The organism is Gryllotalpicola reticulitermitis (genome assembly GCF_042651345.1).
GTDB classification, from domain to species: domain Bacteria; phylum Actinomycetota; class Actinomycetes; order Actinomycetales; family Microbacteriaceae; genus Gryllotalpicola; species Gryllotalpicola reticulitermitis.
The window spans coordinates 148,922-171,478 of sequence record NZ_JBHSCN010000002.1 but is presented as its reverse complement, the minus strand read 5'-3'; the positions used below and the strand labels follow the sequence as shown (position 1 = coordinate 171,478).

22 protein-coding genes and 1 tRNA gene are annotated in these 22,557 nt (G+C 66.3%); 13 read left to right on the top strand and 10 right to left on the bottom strand.

What is annotated here, in order from left to right; genetic code table 11:
- Window positions 1–13: 13 nt before the first annotated feature.
- Complete coding sequence (locus ACFOYW_RS01285) at window positions 14–1,036, top strand: sugar-transfer associated ATP-grasp domain-containing protein (RefSeq protein ID WP_390226766.1); 1,023 nt, start codon at window positions 14–16, stop codon at window positions 1,034–1,036.
- A 14-nt stretch (window positions 1,037–1,050) separates the two neighbouring features.
- Here the strand turns inward: ACFOYW_RS01285 and ACFOYW_RS01280 are convergent, their stop codons facing one another.
- The 5 genes from ACFOYW_RS01280 to ACFOYW_RS01260 form a co-directional block, all read right to left on the bottom strand.
- On the bottom strand, window positions 1,051–1,659 hold the full coding sequence (locus ACFOYW_RS01280; protein WP_390226765.1) for a VIT1/CCC1 transporter family protein: 609 nt from the start codon (window positions 1,657–1,659) through the stop codon (window positions 1,051–1,053).
- A gap of 87 nt (window positions 1,660–1,746) precedes the next feature.
- Complete coding sequence (locus ACFOYW_RS01275; RefSeq protein WP_390226764.1) at window positions 1,747–2,520, bottom strand: FAD:protein FMN transferase; 774 nt, start codon at window positions 2,518–2,520, stop codon at window positions 1,747–1,749.
- Window positions 2,517–3,041, bottom strand: a complete 525-nt coding sequence (locus ACFOYW_RS01270) for an FMN-binding protein (protein ID WP_390226762.1) — start codon at window positions 3,039–3,041, stop codon at window positions 2,517–2,519. The genes ACFOYW_RS01275 and ACFOYW_RS01270 overlap by 4 nt, the downstream gene beginning before the upstream one ends.
- Window positions 3,038–4,336, bottom strand: coding sequence for a ferredoxin reductase family protein (locus ACFOYW_RS01265; protein ID WP_390226760.1), 1,299 nt, complete (start codon window positions 4,334–4,336; stop codon window positions 3,038–3,040). The genes ACFOYW_RS01270 and ACFOYW_RS01265 overlap by 4 nt, the downstream gene beginning before the upstream one ends.
- Before the next feature lie 86 nt (window positions 4,337–4,422).
- Window positions 4,423–5,643 (bottom strand): Na+/H+ antiporter NhaA, encoded by a 1,221-nt coding sequence (locus ACFOYW_RS01260; protein WP_390226759.1) that lies wholly within the window; start codon window positions 5,641–5,643, stop codon window positions 4,423–4,425.
- An 18-nt stretch (window positions 5,644–5,661) separates the two neighbouring features.
- On the opposite strand from ACFOYW_RS01260, the gene ACFOYW_RS01255 reads away from it, so the two are divergent.
- A complete protein-coding gene (locus ACFOYW_RS01255; protein ID WP_390226758.1) occupies window positions 5,662–6,306 on the top strand; it encodes a MazG family protein in 645 nt (214 codons plus the stop codon).
- A gap of 81 nt (window positions 6,307–6,387) precedes the next feature.
- Here ACFOYW_RS01255 and ACFOYW_RS01250 read toward each other — a convergent pair whose 3' ends face one another.
- On the bottom strand, window positions 6,388–7,845 hold the full coding sequence (locus ACFOYW_RS01250) for an MFS transporter (RefSeq protein ID WP_390226757.1): 1,458 nt from the start codon (window positions 7,843–7,845) through the stop codon (window positions 6,388–6,390).
- Window positions 7,846–7,902: 57 nt separating this feature from the next.
- Here ACFOYW_RS01250 and hisS point away from each other — a divergent pair, with 57 nt between their 5' ends.
- The 10 genes from hisS (at window position 7,903) to ACFOYW_RS01200 (ending at window position 15,792) form a co-directional block, all read left to right on the top strand.
- Window positions 7,903–9,180, top strand: a complete 1,278-nt coding sequence (gene hisS / locus ACFOYW_RS01245) for a histidine--tRNA ligase (RefSeq protein WP_390226756.1) — start codon at window positions 7,903–7,905, stop codon at window positions 9,178–9,180.
- A gap of 100 nt (window positions 9,181–9,280) precedes the next feature.
- Window positions 9,281–10,561, top strand: a complete 1,281-nt coding sequence (eno, locus tag ACFOYW_RS01240; protein WP_390226755.1) for a phosphopyruvate hydratase — start codon at window positions 9,281–9,283, stop codon at window positions 10,559–10,561.
- Between the two features lie 97 nt (window positions 10,562–10,658).
- Window positions 10,659–11,102 (top strand): FtsB family cell division protein, encoded by a 444-nt coding sequence (locus ACFOYW_RS01235; RefSeq protein WP_390226754.1) that lies wholly within the window; start codon window positions 10,659–10,661, stop codon window positions 11,100–11,102.
- A gap of 43 nt (window positions 11,103–11,145) precedes the next feature.
- Complete coding sequence (locus tag ACFOYW_RS01230; RefSeq protein ID WP_390226753.1) at window positions 11,146–11,661, top strand: DUF501 domain-containing protein; 516 nt, start codon at window positions 11,146–11,148, stop codon at window positions 11,659–11,661.
- A 53-nt stretch (window positions 11,662–11,714) separates the two neighbouring features.
- Window positions 11,715–13,148, top strand: a complete 1,434-nt coding sequence (locus tag ACFOYW_RS01225; protein WP_390226752.1) for an NAD(P)/FAD-dependent oxidoreductase — start codon at window positions 11,715–11,717, stop codon at window positions 13,146–13,148.
- A 74-nt stretch (window positions 13,149–13,222) separates the two neighbouring features.
- Window positions 13,223–13,296, top strand: a tRNA-Leu gene (locus ACFOYW_RS01220).
- Between the two features lie 101 nt (window positions 13,297–13,397).
- Window positions 13,398–13,817 (top strand): hypothetical protein, encoded by a 420-nt coding sequence (locus ACFOYW_RS01215; RefSeq protein ID WP_390226751.1) that lies wholly within the window; start codon window positions 13,398–13,400, stop codon window positions 13,815–13,817.
- 9 nt (window positions 13,818–13,826) lie between these two features.
- A complete protein-coding gene (locus tag ACFOYW_RS01210) occupies window positions 13,827–15,002 on the top strand; it encodes a PP2C family protein-serine/threonine phosphatase (RefSeq protein ID WP_390226750.1) in 1,176 nt (391 codons plus the stop codon).
- 27 nt (window positions 15,003–15,029) lie between these two features.
- Complete coding sequence (locus ACFOYW_RS01205; RefSeq protein ID WP_390226749.1) at window positions 15,030–15,365, top strand: STAS domain-containing protein; 336 nt, start codon at window positions 15,030–15,032, stop codon at window positions 15,363–15,365.
- A 43-nt stretch (window positions 15,366–15,408) separates the two neighbouring features.
- Window positions 15,409–15,792: an ATP-binding protein gene (locus ACFOYW_RS01200; protein ID WP_390226748.1), complete on the top strand. Its 384-nt coding sequence runs from the start codon at window positions 15,409–15,411 to the stop codon at window positions 15,790–15,792.
- Window positions 15,793–15,966: 174 nt separating this feature from the next.
- Here ACFOYW_RS01200 and ACFOYW_RS01195 read toward each other — a convergent pair whose 3' ends face one another.
- The 4 genes from ACFOYW_RS01195 to ACFOYW_RS01180 all read right to left on the bottom strand — a co-directional run bounded on the left by ACFOYW_RS01195 (window position 15,967) and on the right by ACFOYW_RS01180 (window position 22,338).
- Complete coding sequence (locus ACFOYW_RS01195; RefSeq protein WP_390226746.1) at window positions 15,967–16,221, bottom strand: hypothetical protein; 255 nt, start codon at window positions 16,219–16,221, stop codon at window positions 15,967–15,969.
- A 525-nt stretch (window positions 16,222–16,746) separates the two neighbouring features.
- On the bottom strand, window positions 16,747–16,884 hold the full coding sequence (locus tag ACFOYW_RS01190) for a hypothetical protein (RefSeq protein WP_390226744.1): 138 nt from the start codon (window positions 16,882–16,884) through the stop codon (window positions 16,747–16,749).
- 45 nt (window positions 16,885–16,929) lie between these two features.
- Window positions 16,930–17,064: a hypothetical protein gene (locus tag ACFOYW_RS01185; protein WP_390226743.1), complete on the bottom strand. Its 135-nt coding sequence runs from the start codon at window positions 17,062–17,064 to the stop codon at window positions 16,930–16,932.
- A gap of 4,383 nt (window positions 17,065–21,447) precedes the next feature.
- Window positions 21,448–22,338: a hypothetical protein gene (locus ACFOYW_RS01180; protein WP_390226741.1), complete on the bottom strand. Its 891-nt coding sequence runs from the start codon at window positions 22,336–22,338 to the stop codon at window positions 21,448–21,450.
- 73 nt (window positions 22,339–22,411) lie between these two features.
- Here ACFOYW_RS01180 and ACFOYW_RS01175 point away from each other — a divergent pair, with 73 nt between their 5' ends.
- The gene (locus ACFOYW_RS01175; protein WP_390226740.1) at window positions 22,412–22,543 is read left to right on the top strand and encodes a hypothetical protein; all 132 of its coding nucleotides are present in this window, start codon (window positions 22,412–22,414) and stop codon (window positions 22,541–22,543) included.
- Window positions 22,544–22,557 lie beyond the last annotated feature (14 nt).

Below are 22,557 nucleotides of genomic sequence, written 5' to 3'. Positions count from 1 at the left end.
CGAGGAGAAGTCTGTGAGCCCGCGCTCCGGCATCGCCGCCCGTTTCGACCAGGTCGTGAACCGTGCCCGCCGTATCGACGTGGGTTCGGTCGTCGACCGTGCTCGCGCCGCCGCGAAGCAGCATCACAAAGCCTCCGCCGTCGTCTTCGTCGACATGATGATCGAGGCGGGTTTCCATGAGACGGCGTTCCAGGACTACGTCGACTGGGACTTCGCGATGCTGAACAGCGCCGAGCGCCGCACCTTCATGACGCATCCGCTGTCGCAGCGTTTGTCCGAGCAGTTCGACGAGCCGGCCGGCCGGCTGATCTTCCAGGACAAGATCGCGTTCGACGACAAGTTCAACGAGTTCCTCGGCCGCGAGTGGCTACGGGTCGAGAGCTCGTCGGTCGAGGAGGTGCGCGACTTCGTGACGCGGCACGGCCGCGTGATCGGGAAGGTGCCGTTCAGCAACTCCGGCCATGGAGTCGAGCGGCACGAGGCGGCCGACGTCACCGACTGGGCGGCATTCCGCGCGTCGCTGATCGGCAAGGGCCAGACCCTGCTCGAAGAGCTGATCGTGCAGCATCCGACCCTCGCTGCCATCTGCCCCGGCACCGTCAACACGACGCGCGTCACGGCCTTCTTCGACGGGCAGAAGGCCCAGATCCTCTCGATGGCGCAGAAGTTCGGCCGCGGGGCTGCGAGCGACCAGCAGACCTTCGGCGGCTTCTACTCGATGCTCGACATCGCGACGGGGCGCGCGAAAGGCCCCGGCTACGACTCGCACGACAACGTGCACCTGACGCACCCCGAGTCGGGCGTCTCGATCCCCGACTTCCAGCTGCCGCTGTTCGAGACGCTCCAGCCGTTCATGGACCGGCTCACCGCCGTCGTGCCGACCGTGCGCTACGTCGGGTGGGACGTTGTGATGGGGCCGACAGGCCCGGTCGTCGTCGAGGGCAACTGGGCGGTCGGCGTCTACGACAACAAGCCGAGCGTCACGGGCGTGCGCACCGGCAGCCGCCCCCGCTTCCAGCAGGTCATGGGCTTCTAGGCGGGGTCGCGGCGCTAGAGGTGCATGCCGGTGCCGAGCAGAGCACCGATCGCGAACGTGATCCCGAGGGCGATCGCGCCGCCGACGACGACGCGCACGGTCGCGCGAAGCGGGGGAGCGTCGCCGAAGCGGGCTCCGAGCCAGCCGGTGAGCGCGAGCGCGAGCAGCACTGCGGCGAACGTGACGGGAACCCGCGGCGGCACGGGCACGAGCACAGCGCAGAGGAACGGCAGCAGACCGCCGACGAAGAAGGCGGTGAGCGAGGCGAGCGCGGCGTGAACCGGGCTGACGTCGTCGGAGTCGCCGGCCTCGCCGCGGGCGATGCGCGCCCGCACCGCGTCGCGCTGAGACGAGACCGACACGTACTCTCCGAGCGCCATCGACAGGGCCCCTCCGATGAGGGCGGCGGCACCGGCGAGCAGGATCGCGTGCACCGAGCTGGTCGCACCGGCCACGCCGATCACGACGGCCGCGACGGAGACGATGCCGTCGTTCGCGCCGAGCACCCCGGCCCGCAGCCAGTTCAGTCGTGAGGCGAGGCTTTCGGGCTCGCCGGGGTGCCGTTCGTCGTGGCCTGCACCGGTGCCGATGAGCGCGCGCAGCGGGGACAGGACGTTGGTCATATCCTCATGGAAGCACGCGGCGCATCATCGCGCCAGCAAGGTGAGGCGACCCTAAATGCCTGATCAGAGCGCGAGATTGGATGCTTGTTAGCTAAGGCTCGCCTCAGTCGGCGCCGGCTGGGGCACCTGGGACTCGGCCCACTCGACCGGTCCGGCCACGACGATCCCGCCGTCGGGTCGAGCGGCGACGACCGAGCAGCCGAACTCGCGATGCGCCCAGCCCGGCCCTGCGGGACCCATGGCGAACACGGCAGTGGCGAGCACGTCGGCGACGGTCAGGTCAGGGTCGACCACGGTGATCGATGCCCAGTACCTCGCGCTCTCACCGGATCGGCCGTCGAAGATGTGCGGGCCGCGTTCGTAGGCGCCCGACGTGGCCATGGCGGCCTCGCCGAGCACCATCACGCCGAGCAGGTGCGCCGGGTCGCGCGGGTCACGGATGCCCGCCTGCCACCGTTGCCTGGGGGCCGGGGCGCCACGTGTCACGAGGTCGCCGCCGGCGTTCAGGCAGAAATCCGTCGCCCCGCCGTCGCTCAGCAGGTCCGCCGCGCGTTGCGTCGCCCACCCCTTCACCACGCCGTTCGCATCGAGCCGGCCATCGTGCCGCAGCGAGAACGCACCGCCGCTCGCGCGCTCGAACGCCTCGCCGATCGCCAGCACCTCACGCAGCTCGGTGCTCGCCTCGGCCAGCGCCAGCTCGCTGCGACCCACCCGCGAGAGTTCGCTGTCTGCGCGGAAGGGGCTGAACCGGGCCTCCGCGTCGTCGAAGACCGCGAAGGCGCGCGCGACGAGCGCGTCGGGCGCGGGAACGCGCAGGTCGAGGGAGACGACCGTGCCCATGCAGTGATGAATCGGGGTCATTGGTGTTTGTCGATCGCAGATTGGACGCTCGCGAGGTAGCCCCCGGAGGTGTAGGTCGCGCCCGAGATCGTATCCACGCGAGCCGACTGCGAGCTGATGACCTCGTGTTCGAGCTGCGGCACCGCGTAGTTCGTGAGCATCTCGTCGCGACCGGTGCCGGTCGGAGCCTGCAGGGTCTGCACGCTCGTGATCTTCGAGCCACTGTACGTGAGCGACACCTGCACGGGCCCGAACTGCGTCTGCTCGACGTCGCCCGTCACGGTCGTCGCGCCGCCTGAGGCGCCCGAGCCGCTCGTGCCGGCACTCGGTGCGGCCCCGGTGCCCGGCGCGCTGCCAGAGCCGGTGCTGGGAGTGCCGCTTGCCGTCGGTGATGGCTGCGCAGCATCCGTCGCCCCTGCTTGCGGCGTCAGCACGGGGCTGCCGCTCGCGCCGCCGCCGGTCGCCAGTCTCCCGGCCACCGTCACCGACACGCCCGCCATGATCACCGCGAACAGCGCGGTTCCCCGCCATTTCCGGCTCACGCGAAGCTCAGCTCCTCGAAATGCACACGCGCGGCCGGCAGGCCGAGCTCTCGCAGACTCTCGGTCGTCTTCTCGATCATGGGCGCCGGCCCGCAGACGAACGCCTCGCGATGAGCCGCGTCGGGCACGTAGTACGCGAGGGATTCGGCGTCGAGCGGGTCGTAGCCGAGTTCGGCGCGGCGCCCGACGAGGGGAATGAGGTGCACGCCCGGCAGTTGCGAGAGCTCGCCGTAGAGCGCGAGGTCGTCGCCGCGACTCGCGCGATAGACCACGACCACTGAGCGGCCCATGCGCGCGAACTCCTCGGCAAGACCCCTGATCGGTCCGATGCCGGCGCCGCCCGCAATGAGCAACGCCGCACCCGCGCGCCTGCGTCCGACGAACCCGCCGAACGGGCCTTCGAGCAGCACCCGCACGCCGGGGCGCAGCTCGCGCAGCCGCCCTGAATGGTCACCGAGCTCGGCGACGGTGATGCGGATGAGCCCGTTGGCCGGCACGTTCGAGATCGAGTACGGGTGGGCGGTGAGCAGGTGCCCCCACGTGAGGAAGCGGATGAGCATGAACTGGCCGGCACGCACGCGCAGCAGCTCGGGTCGCTGCGAGCGGATCCACACACTCGTCATGCGCGGCGACTCCGGCACGACGGCGACGACCTCGAAGCGGTGCTCGGCGAAGCGCATCACGGGGGTGAGCGCGCGCCAGTACACGATGCAGGCCGCAGTCGAGAGGTACATCGCCCACCAGATCATTCGGGGCAGCGGATGCCCCGAGAACACCGGCCCCGCGCTCACCTGATGCAGGAAGGTGAGGAAGATCGCGACGTACGTCGTGACGTGGGTCCAGTACCAGAGCTCGTACGGCAAGACGGCGCGCAGCAGCTGCGCGCTGAGCAGCCCGGCCAGCAGGATCGCGGCCGTGCCGATCGTCGCCGTCAGCATGTCGGGGTAGAGGCGGAACAGCTGAAGGTAGGAGCCGACCGGACCGTGGCCGCCTGCGAGCCACTGGCTCAGCGTCATGAACGAGACGTGCGCCAGCACGAGGAACAGCGTCGCGGTGCCGACCACCTTGTGCCACCCGACCAGCCGGTCGAGCCCGATCGCGCGCTCGAGCCACGGAACCCGGGCGATCAGCAGTAGCTGCACGCACACGAGATACGACCCGATCATGCCGGCGAGCTCCGCCACCGCCGTCGCGAGCGTTGCGCCGTCCGCCGTGACGACCGCCGTGGGCCACCACAGCGCGACCACGGCGAGCGCCCCGGCAATAGCCAGGGCGGTCACGACCGAACGCTTCATGAGCAGAAGTTAAGTTCGCCCATTCAAAGATTGCTATGAGGGGGCGCGGGTGCAGCTAACGCGTGGGCCTGCGGCGATCGGATGCCTCACTCGGCTCGCACGCGGCGCCCGTAGTGCCGTGATCTCAGCGCCACGAAAACGGCCGAGTAGACGATGGCCGCGGCAGATCCGACGAGCACGGCGAGCGTGCCCTCATCGGTGATCTCGGGCCTGCCGCGGAAGGCGAGCTCGTTCATGAGCAGCGCGACCGTGAAGCCGACGCCGCCGAGGCAGCCGATCATCACGAGATCGACGATCCCAAGCGTGCCGGAGGCTCGGCTGCCGGGCGAGCGCTCGCCAGGGGCGCCGCGTCGGCCCAGCGAGCCCAGCGAGCCGAGCGAGCCGACCGAGCCCGCGAGCACGATGCCGCATAGCTTGCCGAGCGGCAGCGCGATGACCACGGCCCAGAACTCGGTGTGCAGCTCACCGACGCCGACGGCCGGAAAGGCGACCGCGGCTGCCGCGAACGCGAAGAGGGGGAGCACGCCGCCGTTCGTGACCGGCTCGAGCAGGGCGCGCATCCGGCCGCCGGGCTGCCGCGCGATCACGAAGCCCAGCGCGACGCCCGCGATCGTCGGGTGCACGCCGCTCATCAGCACGAACCACCAGGTGAGCACGGCGAGCACCCACAGCGCGGCGACCACGGGCCAGCGCCGCCGTCGGCCGAGCACGTAGGGGGAGCGCGGTGCCAGGAGCTTGCTGAGCCACGCGACCAGCAGCAGGCACACGGCGGCGCCGGCCAGCCAGGGCAGCTGCACGCCGCGCGTGAAGAAGAACGCGATGATGAGGATCGCGATCAGGTCGTCGATGACGGCCAGGGCGAGCAGGAACACGCGCACGTGGTTCGGGATGTGTCGGCCGAACAGACCGAGGATGCCCAGCGCGAAGGCGATGTCGGTCGCGGTCGGGATCGGCCAGCCGGTGGGGAACTCGCGCCCTGCGATCGCCAGGTAGATGACGGCCGGCGCGATGACGCCGCCGAGGGCCGCGATGGCCGGCAGCACCGCCTTGCGCACCGTGTTGAGCTCGCCGACGGCCATCTCGCGTCGCAGCTCGATCGAGACGGAGAAGAAGAACAGCGCGAGCAGCCCGTCGCTCACCCAGTCTTTCGGCGACAGGCTGAGACCCGGTACCGGCACGTGGGGGTGCCAGTTCGCGAAGCTCGTCAGGGCCGCCCCGATGCCCGGCAGGTTGGCGAGCACGAGCCCGAGCGCGGCAGCGCCGAGCAGCAGCACCGCCCCCACCCGTTCGGACCGCAAGAACCTCACGCAGCCATACTTTCGTATATGACCGACAGCGAGTTGGACGGCTTCGCCGCCGCCATGTCCGCCGTGCTCGACCGCTGCGTGTGGAGTCAGCGCGAGACCCACCAGAGCCTCGTGCCGTACCTCATCGAGGAGAGCTATGAGCTCGTCGAGGCGATCGAGTCGGGCACGCGCGACGACCTGCTCGAGGAGCTCGGTGACGTGCTCTGGCAGGTGGTGTTCCACGCCGAGATCGCACGTCGCACGCCCTCCGAGGCGTTCGACGTGCAGGACGTCGCGGCGAATGTCAGGGAGAAGATGGTTCGCAGGCATCCGCACGTCTTCGGCGATGAGGTGGCCGAGACCCCCGAGGACGTCGTGCGCTTGTGGACCGCGGCGAAGAAGGCAGAGAAGCACGAGCGCACGAGCGTCCTCGACGGCATCCCGCGCTCTCTGCCGGCCCTCGCGCTCGCCGACAAGACGATAGGTCGAGCGGCCTCGGTCGGTGTCGAAACGGGCCCCGCCGATGCCGATGGCGCGGGTCTGCAGTTCGCCGACGAGGACGAGCTCGGTGCACTGCTGCTCGGCATCACCGCCCAGGCTCGCGCCCAGGGCCTCGACGCCGAACGCGCACTTCGCACGCGCTTGCGCGCGCTCGCCGCAGACGTCCGCGCTGCGGAGGCCTGAGCGACGCGCCGGGTCGCGCTACACCTGCGGGCCCGCGCCACCCCGCCACCTGTAGCGGCGGCCCGGAACTGTAGCGCGACCTCAGGCGGGGATCGCCGCGTCCGCGTCCGAGGCGTCGGTCTGCGCAGCCGCCGTGCGATGCCCGGGCAGGAACAGCACCGCGACGAACAGCACGATCGACACGATGAACACACCGGCGAAGACAAGGTGCATCGCGCTCGCGAGTCCCGCGCCCTCCGGTACGCCCGCGGCGTTCAGCGTCACCCGCGAGTTGACGATCGCGCCGAAGATGGCGACGCCGATCGCCGAGCCCATCGAGCGGCCGAACATGTTCGTGCCGGTGATGACTCCGCGCTCGTGCCACGCCGCACTCGCCTGGGCGGCGATGAGCGACGGCACGGCGGCGAAGCCCATGCCCGCGCCGACCACGAAGCAGAACAGGGCGACGAGCCAGATCGACGAGTGCGCGCCGAGCATGAGCATCAGGGCCGCACCGAAGGTGACGAGAAGTGCCCCGATGACGGAAGTCACGCGGAACCCCCACCGCAGGTAGATGCGCCCGGCCTGTGATGCGGCGGCCGGCCACCCGATGGTGAGGGCGGCGAGCGCGAGGCCTGCGATGAGCGCGCCGAAGCCGAGCACGTTCTGCGCATAGATCGGCACGTAGGTCGACAGGCCGAGCACGACGACGCCGATCATCAGCGACGCGATCGTCGATGCGGCGACGACCCGGCGCCGCAGCACGGCGAGCGAGAAGATCGGATGCTCGATCCGCAGTTCGACGTACACGAATGCCGCGAGCAGCACGGCCGACGCGAGGAAGATGCCGATCGACGTCGCCGAGGCCCATGACCAGCCGGATCCGCCCTCGAGCAGCCCGAGCAGCAGAGCGGTCGTGCCGCCGGAGAGCAGCAGTGCGCCGAGGTAGTCGATCTTTTCGCGCTTCGCATCGGGGTGCTTCGTCTCGTGGTACGAGCGCCAGAGCATGACGACGGCGATCGCGCCGAGGGGCAGGTTGATCCAGAAGATCCACCGCCAGATGCCCAGCTGGGCGAAGACGCCGCCAAGCGTCGGGCCGACGACCGACGCGATCGCCCAGACCGACGCGAGGTACCCCTGCACCTTCGCGCGCTCCTGGAGCGTGTACAGGTCGGCGGTGATCGTCATCGACACGGGCAGCACGGCGCCGGCCCCGAGGCCCTGGATCACGCGCGCTCCGATCAGCACCGGCATCGACCACGCGGCGCCGCACAGGATCGAGCCGAGCAGGAACAGCCCGATGCCGAACAGCAGCGTGTTCTTGCGCCCCAACAGGTCGGCGAGCCGGCCGTAGATCGGCACGGCGACCGCCTGCGCGAGCAGATAGACGGAGAACAGCCAGGGCAGCAGCTGGAAGTGCCCGAGATCCTTCGCGATCGACGTCGAGGCGGTCGCGATGATCGTCGAGTCGAGGGCGACGAGGCCCGTCGCGAGCATTTGGGACAGCAGGACAGGGCCGCGCTCTGAGCGCAGTCCGACCCCCGCGGATAGTTCAGGCATGCGAACTAGAAGTCGTTCTGGCACTCGGGTTATTCCCAGTAATGGCAGGATTGGTCCATGGCCCCTGACGTGAACCCGCCTCGTGGCATGCGCGATTTCCTGCCGGCCGAGAAGGCGAAGCGCGAGCGTCTGCTCTCCGTCATCCGCTCGGAATACACCTCGCGTGGCTTCGACGAGATCGAGACACCGGTCGTCGAGGACTCCGCTCGTCTGCATTCGGGGCTCGGCGGCGACAACGAAAAACTCGCCTTCGGCATCCTGAAGCGCGGTCTCGGCGCCGATGACGTCGCACGCGCCGCCGCGTCGGACGAGCTCACCGAGTTGACCGATCTCGGGCTGCGCTTCGACCTGACCGTGCCGCTCGCGCGCTTCTACGCCAGCAACCGGGCCAAGCTGCCGACGGTGTTCAAGTCGATCCAGATCGCGCCGGTGTGGCGTGCGGAGCGGCCGCAGAAGGGCCGCTACCGCCAGTTCGTGCAGTGCGACATCGACATCATCGGCGAACCGGGCATCCTCGCCGAGGTCGAGCTCATCACGGCGACGGCGGCGACGCTCACCGTGCTCGGGCTGGCGGGGTGCCGCATCCGCATCAATCACCGCGCGATCCTGCGGCATCTGGTGGCCTCGTGGCAGATCGCCCAGAAGAGCACCGAGCGTGCGCTCATCACGATCGACAAGGAAGACAAGATCGGTGCCGACGGCGTCGTCGCCGAGCTGGTCGCGCTTGAGCTGCTCGCACCCGAGCGCGCCGAGCAGGCGCGCGCCGACCTGGGCGAGTTCGCCGACGACGGCTGGAACCTGACCGGCGACAACGCGCCGGCGTGGCTCGACGCGGAGGCGTACGCCCAGCTCACAGAGATCCGTGCCGCCGTGCATGCGGTGGCGCCCGACGTGCCGCTCGTCTTCTCGCACAACCTTGTGCGCGGCATGGGCTACTACACGGGTGCGATCTTCGAGATCCAGCACCCCGAGTTCGGGTACTCACTGGGCGGTGGCGGCCGTTACGACGGCATGATCGGCCGTTTTCTCGGTACGGATGTCCCAGCCGCCGGCTTCTCGATCGGGTTCGAGCGCATCGTCGATCTCATTCCCGACGATGACGCAGGCGGCCGCGAGGCCGTCCTGCTGCTGCACGAGCGCGACGTGCCAGCGGCTCAGCTCATCGGGCTGCAGGGGGCGCTCGTCGCCGCCGGCCGGCGCGTGCGGCTCGAGAAGCGCACGAAGAACGTCAAGGCGCTCCTCGCCCGGGCCGCGGAGTCCGGGTACCGGCAGGTCGCGAACGTGAACACCGAGACGACGTCGGTCGAACAGCTGGAATTCCGCCCGCTGTCCTGAACCGGGTGGCCCTTCCCCGCGAAGGGCCGCTCACTAGAGTTGGACAGGGCCGGCAATGCCGGTCCGCACCCCGAAGACACCCCGAAGAAGGAGAAGAACCGTGGCTGCTATCGAGGCCGTTGGCGCTCGCGAGATCCTGGATTCCCGCGGCAACCCGACTGTCGAGGTCGAGGTGCTGCTCGACGACGGAACGGTCTCGCGCGCAGCCGTCCCGTCGGGCGCATCGACCGGTGCGTTCGAGGCGTACGAACTCCGCGACGGCGACAAGGATCGCTATCAGGGCAAGGGCGTGCTGAAGGCCGTCGACGCAGTGCTCGACGAGCTCGGGCCGGCCGTCGAGGGCCTCGAGGCGACCGAGCAGCGCCTCGTCGACGCCGTGCTGCTCGAGACCGATGGAAGCGACAACAAGTCGAACCTCGGCGCGAACGCGATTCTGGGCGTCTCGCTGGCCGTCGCGCGCGCCGCAGCCGACTCCGTCGACCTGCCCCTCTACCAGTACCTCGGCGGACCGAACGCGCACGTGCTGCCCGTCCCGCTGTTCAACGTCATCAACGGCGGTTCGCACGCCGACAACGGCATCGACTTCCAGGAGTTCTTCCTCGCCCCGATCGGCGCCGAGACGTTCTCGGAGGCACTGCGGTGGGGCGCCGAGACCTACCACGTGCTCAAGAGCGAGCTGAAGGCCGCCGGCTTCGCGACCGGGCTCGGTGACGAGGGCGGCTTCGCCCCCGACCTGCCCAGCAACCGTGAGGGTCTCGACTTCCTCGTCAAGGCGATCGAGAAGGCCGGCTTCACCCCCGGCGCTGAGATCGCCGTGGGCCTCGACGTCGCTGCGACCGAGTTCTTCAAGGACGGCGTCTACCGCGCAGAGAACAAGGACTGGACGGCCGAGCAGCTGACCGAGTACTTCGTCGGCCTGGTGAACGACTTCCCGATCGTCACGATCGAAGACGCGCTCGCCGAGGACGACTGGGACAACTGGAAGGCGCTCACCGACGCGCTCGGCGACAAGGTCCAGCTCGTCGGCGACGACTTGTTCGTCACGAACCCGACGCGCCTCGCGAAGGGCATCGAGCTCGGTGTTGCCAACTCCCTGCTGGTCAAGGTGAACCAGATCGGCACGCTGACCGAGACCCTCAACGCGGTCGAGCTCGCGCACCGCTCGGGCTACACCACGATGTTCTCGCACCGCTCGGGCGAGACCGAGGACACGACGATCGCCGACCTCGTCGTCGCCGTGAACTCGGGCCAGATCAAGAGCGGCGCCCCGGCACGCAGCGAGCGTGTCGCGAAGTACAACCAGCTTCTGCGCATCGAAGAGGAGCTCGGCGACGCCGCCACCTTCGCCGGCGCGAAGGCGTTCCCCCGCTTCGGCAAGTAGGCAGTCGGGCACACAGGAGCAACTTCAAGCTCTCTCACAGAAGGCGCGCCGTCCCCAAGGGGCGGCGCGCCTTCGCCGTTCACCTACGCTCAGAATCATGTCGACCACTCGCCTCAGCACCGCGAATGCGCGGGGCTGGCTGCGCGGCATCCGATTCTCCTGGTTCGCCGTCGTCATGTTCGGGCTCATCGTGATGGCGGTGCTCGTTCTCGCACCGACGGTACGTCTCTATTCGACGCAGCAGCAGCAGGTGTCGGACCTTGCCGCGCAGAACCATGCGCAGCAGACGAAGGTCGATCAGCTGAACGATCAGATCCAGGACTGGGACGACCCGGCCTACGTCAAGGCGCAGGCGCGTGATCGGCTGCTGTACGTCATGCCGGGCGAGACGAGCTATCTCATCATCAACGACGTGCCGAAGACCGCCGCGACCACGCCGACCAAGGTCAGCACGAATGTGCAGCAGCAGACCGGCGACTGGTCGTCGACACTGCTCCGGTCGATCCTCGAACAGCCGAAGGCACCCGCGGCGAAGCACTGACCCGGGCGCGACCCGTGACCGGCAGCCTGCGAGAATAAGACGGATGACCACGCCACCGTTCGAGCCGCCCACCGACCGTGACATCGCCGTGGTGTCGGCGCAGCTCGGCAGGCCCGCTCGCGGGGTTCTCGGCATCGCAGCGCGCTGCGTGTGCGGAAATCCGACTGTCGTTGCGACGGCTCCGCGCCTGCCGGGCTCGGGCACGCCGTTTCCGACTCTGTATTACCTGTCGCATCCGGCTGCCACTGCCGCGATGTCACGGCTCGAGGCCGCGCATGTGATGGTCGAATTGCAAGAACTGCTCGAGACGGATGCTGAGATCGCCGGCGCGTATCGGCACGCGCACGACTCGTATCTCCGCGACCGCGAGTCGATCGAGGTCGTGGATGAGATCCGTCGATTCTCTGCCGGCGGAATGCCGACGCGGGTGAAGTGTCTGCACGCTCTCGCGGCTCACGCGCTCGCAGCAGGGGCGGGCGTGAATCCCATCGGCGACCTGGCTCTGCAACGTGGGAATTGGTCGCCTGCTGTCTGCGAATGCACCGATTACGGCCTCTGAACGGCCGCCTGTAGGCTATGCGCATACCTGTCCGTTCGAGGAGACGCTGAACTGTGCCCAAGATCCTGATTGTCGGCGGCGGTTACGCCGGTTTCTACACGGCGTGGAAGCTTGAGAAATCGCTTCGCAGGGGCGAAGCCGAGGTCACGATGATTGACCCGCTGCCCTACATGACCTACCAGCCGTTCCTTCCCGAGGTCGCCGCGGGGGCGATCGACCCGCGCTACGCGATCGTGAATCACCGTCGTCACCTCAAGACGACGAAGCTGATCTCGGGCCGGGCCACCTACATCAACCACGCCGAGAAGAAGGTCACGGTCACCCCGGTCGTCGGCGAGCCGTTCGACGTCGAGTACGACCAGGTGGTCGTGACGGCCGGCGCTGTGAGCCGTACATTCCCGATCCCGGGTGTCGCCGATCTTGCCTACGGCATGAAGAACATCGAAGAGGCTGTCGCCGTGCGTGACCGCCTCATCACCAACTTCGACAAGGCGGCGGTGCTGCCGAAGGGCGACGCGCTTCGTGAGCGCCTGCTCACCGTGACGGTCGTCGGCGGCGGGTTCGCGGGCATCGAAGCGTACGGCGAACTGCGCTCCGCAGCATCCGCTCTGCTCAAGACCTACCCCGAGATCGACTTCGACGAGACCAAGTTCCACCTCGTCGAGGCCATGGGCCGCATCATGCCCGAGGTGTCGCTCGAGACCAGCCACTGGGTCGTCAACCGCCTGGCTGAGCGCGGCGCGCCGATCCACCTCGACACGCAGCTCAAGTCCGCCACGGGTGGCGTCGTCGAGCTGTCGAACGGCGACAGCTTCGAGTCCGATCTCATCGTGTGGACCGCCGGCGTCATGGCGAACCCGACGGTCACGCGCAACACCGACCTGCCCATCGAGGCCCGCGGCCGTGTGACCACCAACGCCTCGCTGCGCGTGATCGACACCGAGGGCGTCGTCATCGAGGGCGCGTGGGCGGCTGGCGACGTCGCCGCTGTGCCCGACCTGACGGGTGCCGGTGTCGGCGGCTTCTGCGTGCCGAACGCTCAGCACGCCGTTCGTCAGGCCAAGCGCATCGCGTCGAACCTCATCGCGGTGCTGCGCGGTGAGGACCCGGTCGACTACATCCACAAGAGCCTCGGCGCGGTCGCCGGTCTCGGCCTCTACGACGGCGTGTTCCAGTCGGGCAAGACGGCCATCAAGGGCTTCCCCGCGTGGCTCATGCACCGCGGGTACCACGGCCTCGCGATGCCGTCGTGGGAGCGCAAGTGGCGCGTGATCTTCGGCTGGCTCGGCAACTTCTTCCTCGGTCGCGATTTCGCGACGCTCGCCGCCGTGCAGACGCCTCGTGCCAACTTCGAGGAGTTCGCGTCCCGTCCCAAGCCGCCGGCACCGGCTGCCGAGGCCCCGGCTGCTCCTGCGGCGCCCGCCGAGGCGACGCCGGCCGCTCAGAAGAGCGCGGCAGCGGAGAAGGCCGAGGCCCGCGCGGAGTAGCCGCGTTGACTGCGTAACGAGTTCGGGCTCGCCTTCGGGCGGGCCCGAACTCGCTTCTACGCTTAGTCGTCAGCGCCCCCGTAGCCCAATTGGCAGAGGCAGCGAACTTAAAATTCGCGCAGTGCCGGTTCGAGTCCGGCCGGGGGCACATTCCGCTGTTCGCAGGGCCGCGAAAGCGCGCCACGGCGCCGCGTACACGCATCCGCCCGCGTTGATTTGTGTTGCACGGTGAGTGCTACTGTGTGGCTCGTGAGCAGCCTCGATGAGGTAATGGCGTCGGTCATTGAAGAAGTCGACGGTGCGCTCGGCTGCGCCGTTGCCGACATGCGTTCCGGTGCCCTCCTCGGCGTGGCGCATCACGTCTCGTACTTCACGCAGGAATACCTCGAGGCGGTCGCCGCTGCTGCAGTCGAGATGTTCCGCGGTCAGACCGTTCGGCACGTTGAGGACCTGATCTCGGCCAAGCGGGGGCGCTCGAGCGAGCGGCTCCTCGAAGAGGTGCAGATGACGACGCGCCACACCATCCACTTCATGATGGTGCTGCCCAACCACCCCGAGGCCGTGGTCGTGCTGATCACCAATCGCGAGACGTCGTTGGGCATGGGCTGGTCGGCGACGCGCCGCTCGGTCCTGCAGATCGAGCCGATTCTCGACGACCTGACGGACTGAGGCCGACCGATGTCGATGTTGCCCCCGAGCACTGGCCGGCAAGAGGCGGAGGCCGTTGCGCGCAACGTGCCGGACGAGCGCTACGACCGGGTCGTGCGACTGGCGCAGGCGATCTTCGGTGCGCCCATCGCGGCGCTCAACCTCATCGGCAACGGCTCGCAGTTCACCGTCGCCTCGGTCGGCTTTCCGAAGGGCGAGATCCCCGTAGAGGACTCCGTCTGCGGCGTCACGGTGCAGTCCGACGAAATCCTCGAGGTGCGCGACCTTCGCGAGGACGAACGGTTCGCATCGATCCCCGCCGTGACGGGGGCGCCTCGGGCGCGGTTCTACGCCGGGGTCCCCGTGCGCGGACAGAGCGGCCAGAACATCGGGGCGCTGTGCATCCTCGACCTCACCCCCCGCACCTTGGGGCGCCAGCAGCGCGAGATGCTCGCCGACCTGGGGGCATTGCTCGAACGTGAACTCGCCGTCCAGGAAGAGATGGACCTCGCGGGTCAGGTGCAGCAACTCATGCTTCCGACATCCGCTCCCGACATCGCCGGAGTCGAGGTCGCCGGTCGCGTCCAGCCTGCGCGCGAGGCCGGCGGCGACTACTTCGACTGGTTCGTCGTCGACGACCCCAACGGCGGAGGGAAACGGCTTCAGGTGGTGCTCGGCGATGTCATGGGAAAGGGCCTCGCCGCTTCCCTGATCGCCTCAGAGGTGCGCGCGGTGCTGCGCGGGCACTCGCGGTACACCGACGTGGGTGACGCGATCACGCGGACCTCGATGACCACGCGTCACGACCTCGAGGCCAACGACCGGTTCTCGACGCTGTGGGTCGGCAGGCTGGACCCGAGCACAGGGGCCCTCGACTACGTCGACGCCGGGCACGGACTGGCGATCATCGCCTCCGCGCAGGGGTACCGACGGCTGTACCAGGAGTACCTGCCGCTCGGCATGCCGGTGGAGGACACGTGGACCAAGGCGACCGACGTTCTCCAGGCGGGGGAGTTGCTCGTCGTCGTCTCGGACGGTGTGTTCGATGTGCTCGACGACTCGTTCGACGAAGTCGAGGCCCGGCTCGATGCCATCCTTGAACCGGGTCTGAGCTGCCGCCAGATCGTGGACCGCATCGTGAACTTCGCGGTCACGCACGACGCGACCGACGACGTCACAGCGGTCGCGGTGCGGTTGACTGCGTGAGCACGGACAGAGATTAAGGAGCACTGCTTGACGAACTTCGAAGAGGCCGACCAGGGCAGTCACGTGGTGCTTGCGCCCGAAGGCAAGTTCAACCTGGTCGTGGCGCCGGCGCTCAAGGCCCGAATCGAGGACCTTGTGGCGAGCGGGAAGACGAAGATCCTCGTCGACCTGCATGCGGTCGACTTCATCGATTCCTCCGGACTCGGCGCCTTGATCGGGGGGCTCAAGTCCGCACGGCAGAACGGCGGCGACCTGCGCATCGCCGCTGCGGGCGTGCAGGTGCTGGCAGTGCTCAAGCTGACAAACCTTGATCGAATCCTGTCCCCGTTCGCGACGGTTGAGGAGGCGCTCAATGACTGGTGATGGCACCACCGGCGACAAGGCATACGTCTTGGAAGGGTTCGCGGTGCCCGACCAGCTCGATGCCGTTCACACGCTGCTGGCGCAAGCCGCCGGCGAGCACCCGGCGCTCGATCCGATGGACGTCATGCTGTTCGAGACGGCGATCATCGAGATCGCGAATAATGTCGTCGAATACGGCAGGCCTGAAGGTGAAGTCCAGTGGAAGTTCACCATCCGGGTTCGTGAGGACGAGATCGAAGCCGAGCTGGACGACACCGGCCAGTCGTTCACACCCGCGCAGGGTCAGGGCATGCCGGGTGAAGACGCAGAGGGCGGCAGGGGGCTGCCCATCGCCGAGGCGCTGCTTGACCAGATCGAGTTCACGCGCATGGACGACACGAACCATTGGCGCATGGTGCGGCGGCTGGGTCAGCTCCCGGCGAGCTGACGACTGCGCCGGCGACTCACGCAGGTAGAACATGTCCGACATCACCCCTGTCTCATACGACGTCACCGCGGCGAACCTGAACACTCTGGCGACCGACGGCAGCGCTGTCCTCACGCCCGGAAGCTCGGCTCCGACGAGCGAGTCGACGACCGACTCGATGAGCGAATCGACGTCTCAGAGCACGAGCGAGACGACATCACAGAGCACGAGCGCGTCGGCTTCGCAGAGTGTGTCGGCTGCGCCGGCTTCGCAGAGTGAGTCAGCGGCGCCGGCATCCGTCAGCGAGTCGGCGGCGCCGTCGGCGTCGGGCAGCGAATCGGATGCCTCGGCCTCCGCGTCATCCTCGACAAGCGACTCGGCGGCCGCAGCGTCTGTGTCGACGAGCGAGTCGATCTCGGCATCGATGAGCGGTTCGGCATCGGCGAGCACGTCGGCGTCTCAGAGCCTGTCGCTCAGTCAATCGACGAGCCAGTCGGTGAGCCAATCGACCAGCCAGGCAGCTACGCCGAGTCGGGCATCCCTTCTGCGCGCCGCCGTGGCCACGCCGGCGGCGACGGCGACAACGGCTGCGACCACTCCGACGTACTCCGACCAGGGTCTGACCAACGCGTCGATCTCTTACGGTGGCGGCTCGGATTCCAGCTTGTCGAGTACCGGGGCGAGCCACGCTTCGTACGGTGGTGTAGGCGGCGGCACGTACAACGGCAGTTCGGTCACGTACAACACGGCTATCACGACATCGAATGGCAACATAACGGCGGCGAACTTCGCATCCGTTCTCACTGCCACCAACATCACGATCGGTGGCGTGCAAGCGCACTTCGTCGCTTATCCGATGTATATCGGAAGCACGCTCTACGCCGGCTACATGACGACCGGGTCGGGGGTGATGATCGCCGTTCAGGCGATCCCCGCGAACGGTATCTCCGTATACAGCATCAGCTCGCTGTTCTATTACTTCAACAGCTCGAGCACGCCGGGTAACACGCCGAGCCAGATCGTTTCTGACAGCGAGTCGGCGAGTGCCTCGGCGAGCCAGTCGGCGACTCCGTCAGACACGAGCAGCGCCAGCAATTCGGCTTCGACTTCCACGTCGCAGTCGGTCTCGACGAGCTCGTCTGCATCGACGTCGACGAGTCAATCGATCTCGAATTCGACGAGCACGTCGGCATCCGAATCCGCGAGCGTGTCGACCTCGAGCAGCCAGTCGGTGTCGTCGAGTGAGTCGGCGTCCGAGTCTGCATCGACTTCGACGAGCGAATCCGCTTCCACATCGGCGAGCGAGTCGGAGTCGACGAGCCAGTCTGAGTCCGAGTCGGAGTCGACGAGCGAATCTGAGTCCGAGTCGGAGTCGACCAGTGAGTCGGAGTCGGAGTCGGAGTCTGAGTCGACGAGTGAGTCTGAGTCGGAGTCGACGAGCGAATCGGAGTCGACGAGCGAATCGGAGTCGACGAGCGAGTCGGAGTCGGAATCGACCAGTGAGTCGGATTCGACGAGTGAATCGGAGTCGGAGTCGGAGTCGACGAGTGAGTCTGAGTCGACGAGCGAGTCCGAGTCGGAGTCGACCAGTGAGTCGGAGTCTGAGTCGACGAGTGAGTCGGAGTCTGAGTCGACGAGTGAGTCGGAGTCGGAGTCGACGAGTGAGTCGGAGTCGGAGTCGACGAGTGAGTCGGAGTCGGAGTCGACGAGTGAGTCGGAGTCGGAGTCGACGAGTGAGTCTGAGTCGACCAGCGAGTCCGAGTCCGAGTCGGAGTCGACGAGTGAGGCGGAGTCGGAGTCGGAGTCGACTAGTGAGTCCGGGTCGGAGTCGACGAGTGAGTCTGAGTCGGAGTCGACGAGTGAGTCGGATTCGGAGTCGACCAGTGAGTCGGAGTCTGAATCGACTAGTGAGTCGGAGTCGGAGTCGGAGTCGGAGTCGGAGTCGACTAGTGAGTCGGAGTCCGAGTCGACGAGTGAGTCGGAGTCGGAATCGACGAGTGAGTCTGAGTCGACCAGTGAGTCCGAGTCCGAGTCGGAGTCGACCAGTGAGTCGGAGTCTGAGTCGACGAGCGAGTCCGGGTCGGAGTCGACTAGTGAGTCTGAGTCTGAGTCGACCAGTGAGTCGGAGTCTGAGTCGACTAGTGAGTCGGAGTCTGAGTCGACTAGTGAGTCTGAGTCTGAGTCGGAGTCGACGAGCCAATCTGAGTCGGAGTCGACTAGTGAGTCTGAGTCTGAGTCTGAGTCGACTAGCGAGTCGGAGTCTGAGTCGACTAGCGAGTCTGAGTCTGAATCGACTAGTGAGTCTGAGTCGGAGTCGACTAGTGAGTCGGAGTCCGAGTCGACGAGCGAGTCTGAGTCGGAGTCGACTAGCGAGTCGGAGTCTGAGTCGACCAGTGAGTCTGAGTCGGAGTCGACGAGTGAGTCTGAGTCTGAATCGACTAGTGAGTCTGAGTCGGAGTCGACGAGCGAGTCTGAGTCGGAGTCGACGAGCGAGTCTGAGTCTGAGTCGACGAGTGAGTCTGAGTCGACGAGCGAGTCCGAGTCGGAGTCGGAGTCGACCAGTGAGTCGGAGTCGGAGTCGGAGTCGACGAGCGAGTCTGAGTCGACTAGTGAGTCTGAGTCTGAGTCGACTAGCGAGTCGGAGTCTGAGTCGACTAGCGAGTCTGAGTCTGAATCGACGAGTGAGTCTGAGTCGACCAGTGAGTCTGAGTCGGAGTCGACCAGTGAGTCGGAGTCTGAGTCGACGAGTGAGTCTGAGTCGACTAGTGAGTCCGAGTCCGAGTCGGCGAGTGAGTCGGAGTCGGGGTCTGAGTCGGAGTCGACCAGCGAGTCGGAGTCTGAGTCGACCAGTGAGTCTGAGTCTGAGTCGACCAGTGAGTCTGAGTCGGAGTCGACCAGTGAGTCTGAGTCGGAGTCGACCAGTGAGTCTGAGTCCGAATCGACAAGTGAGTCTGAGTCTGAATCGACCAGTGAGTCGGAGTCGACGAGCCAGTCGGAGTCGGAGTCGACCAGTGAGTCTGAGTCGGAGTCGACCAGTGAGTCTGAGTCGGAGTCGACGAGCGAGTCTGAGTCTGAGTCGACGAGTGAGTCTGAGTCGACGAGCGAGTCCGAGTCGGAGTCGACTAGCGAGTCGGAGTCGACCAGTGAGTCTGAGTCTGAGTCGACTAGTGAGTCTGAGTCGGAGTCGACGAGCCAATCTGAGTCAGAGTCGACTAGTGAGTCTGAGTCTGAATCGACGAGTGAGTCGGAGTCGACGAGTGAGTCTGAGTCGGAGTCGACGAGTGAGTCTGAGTCTGAATCGACGAGTGAGTCGGAGTCGACGAGTGAGTCTGAGTCGGAGTCGACGAGTGAGTCTGAGTCTGAATCGACGAGCGAGTCTGAGTCGGAGTCGACCAGCGAATCTGAGTCTGAATCGACCAGTGAGTCGGAGTCGGGGTCGACGAGTGAGTCGGAGTCGGGGTCCGAGTCGGAGTCGACCAGTGAGTCTGAGTCTGAATCGACCAGTGAGTCGGAGTCGACGAGCCAGTCGGAGTCGGAGTCGACGAGTCAGTCGGAGTCGGAGTCGACTAGCGAGTCGGAGTCGACGAGTCAGTCTGAGTCGGAATCGACGAGTGAGTCCGGGTCGGAGTCGACTAGTGAGTCCGAGTCCGAGTCGACGAGCGAGTCTGAGTCGGAGTCGACTAGTGAATCGGAGTCGGAGTCGACGAGCGAATCGGAGTCGACGAGTGAGTCTGAGTCTGGGTCGACTAGCGAGTCCGAGTCTGAGTCGGAGTCGACCAGTGAGTCTGAGTCGGAGTCGACGAGTGAGTCTGAGTCTGGGTCGACTAGCGAGTCCGAGTCTGAGTCGGAGTCGACCAGTGAGTCTGAGTCGGAGTCGACGAGTGAGTCTGAGTCTGAGTCGACCAGTGAGTCTGAGTCTGAATCGACAAGTGAGTCCGAGTCGGAGTCGGAGTCGACGAGTCAGTCGGAGTCGGAGTCGACTAGCGAGTCGGAGTCGACGAGTGAGTCTGAGTCGGAGTCGACGAGCGAATCGGAGTCGACTAGCGAGTCTGAGTCCGAGTCGACCAGCGAGTCCGAGTCGGAGTCTGGGTCGACCAGTGAGTCTGAGTCTGGGTCGACTAGCGAGTCGGAGTCGACTAGCGAGTCTGAGTCTGAATCGACAAGTGAGTCCGAGTCGGAGTCGGAGTCGACGAGTCAGTCTGAGTCGGAGTCGACGAGTCAGTCGGAGTCGGAGTCGGAGTCGACGAGTCAGTCGGAGTCGGAGTCGGAGTCTGAGTCTGAGTCTGAGTCGACGAGTGAGTCTGAGTCTGAGTCGACCAGTGAGTCTGAGTCTGAGTCGACTAGCGAGTCGGAGTCTGAGTCGACGAGTGAGTCCGAGTCGACCAGTGACTCTGAGTCTGACTCGACGAGTGAGTCCGGGTCGGAGTCGACGAGTGAGTCCGGGTCGGAGTCGACGAGTGAATCCGGGTCGGAGTCGACGAGCGGGTCCGGGTCGGAGTCGACGAGTGAATCTGAGTCGGAGTCGGAGTCGGAGTCGGAGTCGGAGTCGGAGTCGACGAGTGAGTCGGAGTCGACCAGTGACTCTGAGTCTGAATCGACGAGTGAGTCGGGGTCGACTAGCGAGTCTGAGTCGACGAGTGAGTCTGAGCCTGAATCGACGAGTGAGTCGGGGTCGACTAGCGAGTCTGAGTCGACGAGTGAGTCCGAGTCGACCAGTGACTCTGAGTCTGAATCGATCAGTGAATCCGGGTCGGAGTCGACGAGTGAGTCCGGGTCGGAGTCGACCAGTGACTCTGAGTCTGAGTCGACGAGCGAGTCTGAGTCGACTAGTGAGTCTGAGTCTGGGTCGACTAGTGAGTCTGAGTCGGAATCGACGAGCGAATCCGAGTCGGAGTCGGAGTCGACGAGTGAGTCCGAGTCGACCAGTGACTCTGAGTCGACGAGTGAGTCCGAGTCGACCAGTGACTCTGAGTCTGAATCGACCAGTGAATCCGGGTCGGAGTCGACGAGTGAGTCCGGGTCGGAGTCGACCAGTGACTCTGAGTCTGAGTCGACGAGCGAGTCTGAGTCGACGAGTGAGTCCGGGTCGGAGTCGACCAGTGACTCTGAGTCTGAGTCGACGAGCGAGTCTGAGTCGACTAGTGAGTCTGAGTCTGGGTCGACTAGCGAGTCTGAGTCGGAATCGACGAGCGAATCCGAGTCGGAGTCGGAGTCGACTAGTGAGTCGGAGTCGACGAGTGAGTCCGAGTCGACCAGTGACTCTGAGTCTGAATCGACGAGTGAGTCGGGGTCGACTAGCGAGTCTGAGTCGACGAGTGAGTCTGAGTCCGAATCGACCAGTGAGTCCGAGTCGACTAGCGAGTCGGAGTCGGAGTCGGAGTCGGAGTCGACCAGTGAGTCTGAGTCGCAATCGACGAGTCAGTCCGGGTCTGAATCCACGAGTGGGTCCGAGTCGGAGTCGACGAGCGAATCGGGGTCGGAGTCGGAGTCGACCAGTGGCTCTGAGTCTGAATCGACGAGTGAGTCGGGGCCGATTAGCGAGTCTGAGTCGACGAGCGAATCTGAGTTCGAATCGACCAGTGGGTCGGATTCCGAGTCCACTAGCCAATCCGGGTCTGAGTCGACGAGTGAGTCTGAATCCGGGTCGACCAGTGAGTCTGAGTCGCAGTCGACGAGTCAGTCCGGGTCTGAGTCGACCACTGATTCGACATCCGGATCGGGATCGGTGAGCACTTCGGAGTCTGAATCCACGTCGACCAGTGAGCACGGGTCTGAGTCTGAATCTGCGAGTGGATCGGGTTCTGGGTCGGAGTCGGAGAGCGACTCGGAGTCCACCTCGGGCAGCGACTCCGGGTCGACGAGTGAGTCGGAGTCGACAACCGATTCGAGCTCCGAATCCACGTCGATCAGCGGGTCCGAATCCGATTCGATATCGACAATCGTGTTCCCGCCGGGGTCAACGAGCGGTTCAGAGTCCGATTCCGAGAGCGAGTCCGGATCGGGCTCGGTGTCGACATCGACGAGTGAGTCGGGATCTGGTTCGGCTTCGGTGAGCGAGTCCGGGTCTGGCTCGGTGAGCGAGTCGGGGTCGGATTCGACGAGTGGTTCGGTGAGCGAGTCTGATTCCGGGTCGGGTTCGACGAGCGGCTCGGTGTCCGAGTCCGGCAGTGATTCCGTGTCCGAATCGACATCGATCAGTGGGTCGGAGTCGGGGTCAGAGTCGGAGTCGAGCTCCGGGTCGGAATCCGTTTCCGGTAGCGAGTCGGTCTCGCTGTCCACGAGCGACTCGGGGTCTATCTCCGTGAGCGGGTCGGAATCCGGTAGCGAGTCGACGTCGACGTCGACGTCGCCGTTCGAGTCGACCGCCGCGATGGCAACCCCGGTCGTTGCGGCGAGCACGGCGGCGGCCACCTCGGTCGGCGGGCCGGCATCTGGCTCGGAGAGCGCAGCGCCTGCCGGCCCGATCAGCGGCACCGCGTCGACCAGCGGCACGGAATCGACCAGCGGCACGCAGTCCATCAGCGGCACGGATTCCGTCTCCGACAGCGAATCGGAGAGCATCGTCATTTACGAGTCCGTGAGCGGGACGCTTTCGGCGAGTGACTCCGAATCGTCGGTCAGCGATTCTGTGATCGAGAGCATGTCTCAGGCCGAGAGCTATCTGCAGAGCGAGTCCACGACGCCCGCGCAAGAGGGCCGTCCGTCCAGGATCGCGTCGTTGCTCTCGTCGCTCAACATCTTCGGCAATCGACGGGGAGGCCGCGGCGAGTGACCCGGAGACAAGCG